Genomic DNA, 4,560 nt, shown 5'->3' on the forward strand with positions numbered 1-4,560 from the left:
CTTTCATGACCGTGTTGCCCTTGATGACGATTTCTCCTTGCGTTTTGCCGTCCCATGGCACCGGGGTTCCTCTGTCCCTGTCGACAACATCAACACTTTCCACCATCGGGAAAGCAACGCCCTGCCAGGATTGCAATTCGGCCTGCTCGTCCGGTGTCAGGTCCTCCCACTCGTCGCGCCAAAGGCATTGGGCAATGTGCCCGTAAGTTTCGGTGAGGCCATAAACCTGCATGACTTCAAACCCGAGCGCCTTGGTGGCAGCCAGCACGGTGGCTGGGGGAGGAGCCCCCGCGGTCATGATCCTGACAGGATTTTGCAAGCGAGTTCTGTCATCTTCAGGCGTGTTGACAAGCATGGAAAGAACAATCGGCGCACCGCCGAGATGCGTAACGCCGTGTGTTTCGATCAGGCCGAAGACAGCCTTCCCACTTACCTGGCGAATGCAGACGATGGTGCCTGCCACCAGTGTCACGGTCCATGCATGGCACCAACCGTTACAGTGAAACATCGGGACCGTATAGAGATAGACCGGATGGCGTGGCAGTTCCCATGCGATTGGCGTGCCCACGCTCATCAGATATGCACCGCGATGGTGATAGACGACACCCTTGGGGCGCCCGGACGTACCGGATGTGTAGTTGAGCGCCAGAGCCTGCCATTCGTCTTTCGGGCCTTGTGGCGTGAAGGCCGGATCTCCGTTTTCAATCAGGTTCGAATAGGTGTCAGCGCCGATTCTGTCGCCGCCTGGACCATGGGCATCGACAATATCGATCACCGGAAGCTGCCTGCTATTGAGGTCGAACGCCTGCATGACTACGCCGGAAAACGCCGTATCGGCAATCACCAGCCTTGCGTCGCTGTGGTCGAGGATGAAGGCGATTGTTTCAGGTTCAAGACGGGTGTTGATCGTGTTGAGGACGGCGCCGACCATCGGAACCGCATAGTGGAGCTCGAAGAGTTCCGGCGTGTTGGCGGCGATGACGGATACCGTGTCTCCTTGACCGATACCCTTTGCCTTCAAACTCGAGGCAACCCGCCGGACCCGCTGATGAACTTCAGCCCAAGTGTATCGCTGCTCGTTGTAGATGACCGCGTCGCGATCCGGAAAAATCGCGGCTGTGCGCTCCAGAAAGGACAGAGGTGAGAGCGGAACGTGATTGGCAACCTTTCGGGAAAAAGCCTCGTAATGCTCTCTCATTGTCAGTCTCCCTGATTGGTGAACGGCGTTTCCCAGACAGTTGCCGTGCGCATGCCATGCGGCGTGTCAACCTGCACCCTGGTTCCGTCGTCCCAATGGGTCATCCGAACCATGCCGATCGCGACGTTGGTTCTGAAATCCGGCGAATAGGCCGCTGAGCTGACCGACCCAACCTGTTTGCCGCCGGCAATCACAGGCCAAAGATCATGGCAGGGCGGAACCGGATCGCCATCGATTGCGATGCTTCTGATCTGCCTGACCGGTCCCTCAACGGCCACGCGAAGCAACGCGTCGCGTCCGATGCAACCTATGGCCGCCTGCGTCTGACAAAATCTGCCAAGACCGCATTCGTGGGGAGTGTTGTTACGGGTCATGTCGTTGCCATAGGATAACAACTGACCTTCGATCCGCTCGATCAGGTTCGGGCAGCCGGCGCGAACATCGAGATCTTCCCCGGACGACATCAGCGTATCCCAGATTGGTTCGCCCAGGTGCGATCCATCGACATAGAGTTCAAATCCTCCCTGTTTCGAATAGCCTGAGCGGGCGAGCACAAGCTTGTGCCCCTGAAAATCCACATAGTCATAGTGGAAAAAGCGGATCGACCGGATCTGATCACCAAATAACCGAGCCACAAGGTCTTCCGCCTTCGGTCCCTGAATCGCAAGCGGAGACACGTCCGGTTCGTCGACATCGACTTCGAGCCGAAGCGCGTGTGCCAGTCCCTTGATCCAGAACAGAAGATCGCTGTCGGCAACCGAGACCCAGAATTTGTCTTCGGCCAGTTTCGTCGTGACGGGATCGTTCAGCATGCCACCCGTCTCGTCGACCATGGGGGTATAGTAACACCGCCCTTCGGTCATTCCCGACAAGTCGCGCGGTGTCAGCATCTGGGCCAGGCGTGCGGCATCAGGTCCCCATAGCTCGACCTGTCGCTCACAGGAGACATCCCACAACTGTACGCTTGATTTCAGGTGTCGGTAATCCTCTTCAACAGTGTCGAATACCGTTGGAAGCAGCATGTGGTTGTAGACCGTATAGGCCTTGACGCCAGCTGCCTGCACCCGCCTGGAAAAAGGCGATTTACGTGTGCGGCGGGAAATCGAAAGAGACGGGACTTGCATGCCGCACCCTCCTCATGCAGCCTGCTCGGCGGCAGGTCCGGACCAGTCGATCTGGCAGATTTCGGCGCTGCGGCCATCGAAATCCCAAACCCGGCCATAGGCGCGCACGCGGCCTTGCGTGGCAGTGGCGACCGTGATGTCAGGACCCATCCAGTATTCGGTGTTCCTGACGACGATGTCCTCGTCCGGATTGCCACCGGGCACCGGCTCGATTTCACCCTTGATGGCCTTGCCGACGATCAGGCGACGTTTCTTGCCTTCATTGGTGTAGGAGACAGGTGCCCGCTCAGCGCCCAGGAACTCGCTTACCAGAACCCGGAAGAGGCCGGTCGTGCCTCTGGCTTCGCCGGAAAAGATCTTCAGAAGGCCGTTATAAGCCGCGTCACTCGCCCGCTCATCGATATAGGCGGCGGCTTTCCAGTTTCCGCGTGCCATCAGGCCGGGTATTTCGAGCACAAGGCCGACATTGAGTCCCGACAGGTCTTCGCCTTCGTAATGGCCTTCATCGATGCGTACACCGGCCCATGCCTGACAATAGCCCTCAGTGGGCGGATGTTTGCCGAGCGATACGACACATGGACAGAAAACCGTGCAGTTACAGTTCAATATGAGTTCGCCGCGAATAGCCCAACCGGACATTCGATCCTCCCTAGATTTGAATTGATACGAGTGGCAGGACGACAACGGTCGCGCCTGCAATTAGCAGAAAGACACCAATCGGAGCGCTGATCCTTGCGCCGATCTGCGGAAGTTTTTCCAGCGTCATCAGCACCATCGCGACGGCCATGAACGCAAGGTTCATGGTTCCGGCGACGAAGGCAAGCAGCATCAGGGCCCAGCAACAGCCCAGACACACGACACCAAGACGCAGACCGAGCTTGAGGGCGCCCAGATTGCCTGGCTGCCAGTGGTTGAAGAAAAACGTCATGGGGTTCTGGCAAGCGCTAAGACAGGCGTTTTTCAAGCTCGAGAACTGATAGAGCGCGGCAAGAATCAAGAGCGTGCCGCTCAAAAATTCCGAAGTTGACTGTCCCAGGGTGTTGAGCAGGCCGAGTTGTGTCAACCGGACCTGGAGCAGGGCTGCGACGACCGCAAATCCGAGCCAGACCAACAGATATCCGCCTACGAGGATTGTCAGGGACCGGCCGTTGGCGGCTTCGGTATGGGTCATGTGAGCATAGGTTCTGAAAGCAGGGAAAGCGGTCGGAGCCATCATCGCCAGAGACATCAACGACCACATCAGGATTGCGGACGGATATCCGGCATCTGCAACAGTGCCTGTACACAGCGACAAGAGATAGGCAGGGCCGAAGTCCTGCCAGCCGACAGGCAACTCGAAACGTGCCTGCATGGCAAACAGCGCGCTCCAGGCCGTCAAAATGCTGACAAAGAACAACAGCCACAGAAACCTATGGCCGGGTAACAGTCGCTCAAGCGGCAGCACGCGTTCCTCCCGAGATGCCTGGGAATTTATCCCCGATTTCGCTTACGCTGCTCCCAGATTGGAGAAAAGTCAAACATTTAATTGTCAGACATTAGAAAATTTAATTGACCGCTTCCTCCAGCCTCTCTAGGTTTGTCTGGATTTCAATATGGGCGACCGGCCTGGAGGACGCATTGGCGATCGAATTCAACACGATTCAGAAAGAGGGTCTTTCGGTACAGATCGCCAACGCCATTCGGAACGCCATTCTTGAAGGCCGTCTGGCCAGTGAAGAGCGGCTGCCGAGTGAAGCCGAGCTTGCAGAAAGGTTCGGTGTTTCCCGGTCGACCGTGCGCGAAGCCCTTAAAAGACTGGCGGCCCAGAACCTAATCAGGAGCGAGCGCGGTTCCGCCGGCGGGGCGTTCGTGAACCGGATCACCTGGGAAGAGGCCCAGGCGAATCTCGTGACCGCCACACGGCTTCTGATCGGCATGAACGACATTCCGCTGGAAGATGCGATCGAGGCGCGTTTCGCGCTGGAAACATCCGCGTTGCCGCTCGCAGCTGAAAAACGCACGGACGAACACCTAGAAGCACTTCGGCGGGAAATCCGGCGCCAGAGAGAGCCTCTCACCAGTGACGAGGAATTCTGTGCGTCCGACGTGTCCTTTCATTCCATCATTGCGGAAGCGACAGGCAATCCGTTGTTGAGATTCCAGCTTTCAGCTGCCTTTGAAGCAATGCAACCGCTTATGAACATGCTGGTTTATCGCCTGAGAGACAGGGAGCGGATCGCCGAGCTTCACGAAGCGTTG

Annotated in this window: 5 protein-coding genes; 1 reads left to right on the top strand and 4 read right to left on the bottom strand. The window is 57.5% G+C overall.

Annotated features, from left to right (window positions below):
- The 4 genes from K5905_RS28135 to K5905_RS28150 form a co-directional block, all read right to left on the bottom strand.
- A partial coding sequence (locus K5905_RS28135) for an AMP-binding protein (protein WP_297590559.1) occupies window positions 1-1,198 on the bottom strand: 1,198 nt, incomplete at its 3' end.
- Between the two features lie 2 nt (window positions 1,199-1,200).
- Window positions 1,201-2,322 (bottom strand): dimethylsulfoniopropionate demethylase, encoded by a 1,122-nt coding sequence (locus K5905_RS28140; RefSeq protein WP_297590562.1) that lies wholly within the window; start codon window positions 2,320-2,322, stop codon window positions 1,201-1,203.
- Window positions 2,323-2,334: 12 nt separating this feature from the next.
- Window positions 2,335-2,961 (bottom strand): DUF1326 domain-containing protein, encoded by a 627-nt coding sequence (locus K5905_RS28145; protein ID WP_297590564.1) that lies wholly within the window; start codon window positions 2,959-2,961, stop codon window positions 2,335-2,337.
- Between the two features lie 10 nt (window positions 2,962-2,971).
- Window positions 2,972-3,766 carry a DUF2182 domain-containing protein gene (locus K5905_RS28150; protein WP_297590565.1) on the bottom strand — a complete coding sequence of 265 codons (795 nt, stop codon included), beginning with the start codon at window positions 3,764-3,766 and terminating at the stop codon, window positions 2,972-2,974.
- Window positions 3,767-3,939: 173 nt separating this feature from the next.
- Here K5905_RS28150 and K5905_RS28155 point away from each other — a divergent pair.
- The coding region (locus tag K5905_RS28155) for a GntR family transcriptional regulator (protein WP_297590568.1) at window positions 3,940-4,560 on the top strand (621 nt) is incomplete at its 3' end.

This window comes from Roseibium sp. (assembly GCF_025698965.1).
In the GTDB taxonomy this organism is placed as follows: Bacteria; Pseudomonadota; Alphaproteobacteria; order Rhizobiales; family Stappiaceae; genus Roseibium.

Coding starts and splice junctions, on each gene's coding strand:
- K5905_RS28140 (WP_297590562.1), bottom strand. CDS start 2,322: ATGCAAGTCCCGTCTCTTTCGATTTCCCGCCGCACACGTAAATCGCCT.
- K5905_RS28145 (WP_297590564.1), bottom strand. CDS start 2,961: ATGTCCGGTTGGGCTATTCGCGGCGAACTCATATTGAACTGTAACTGC.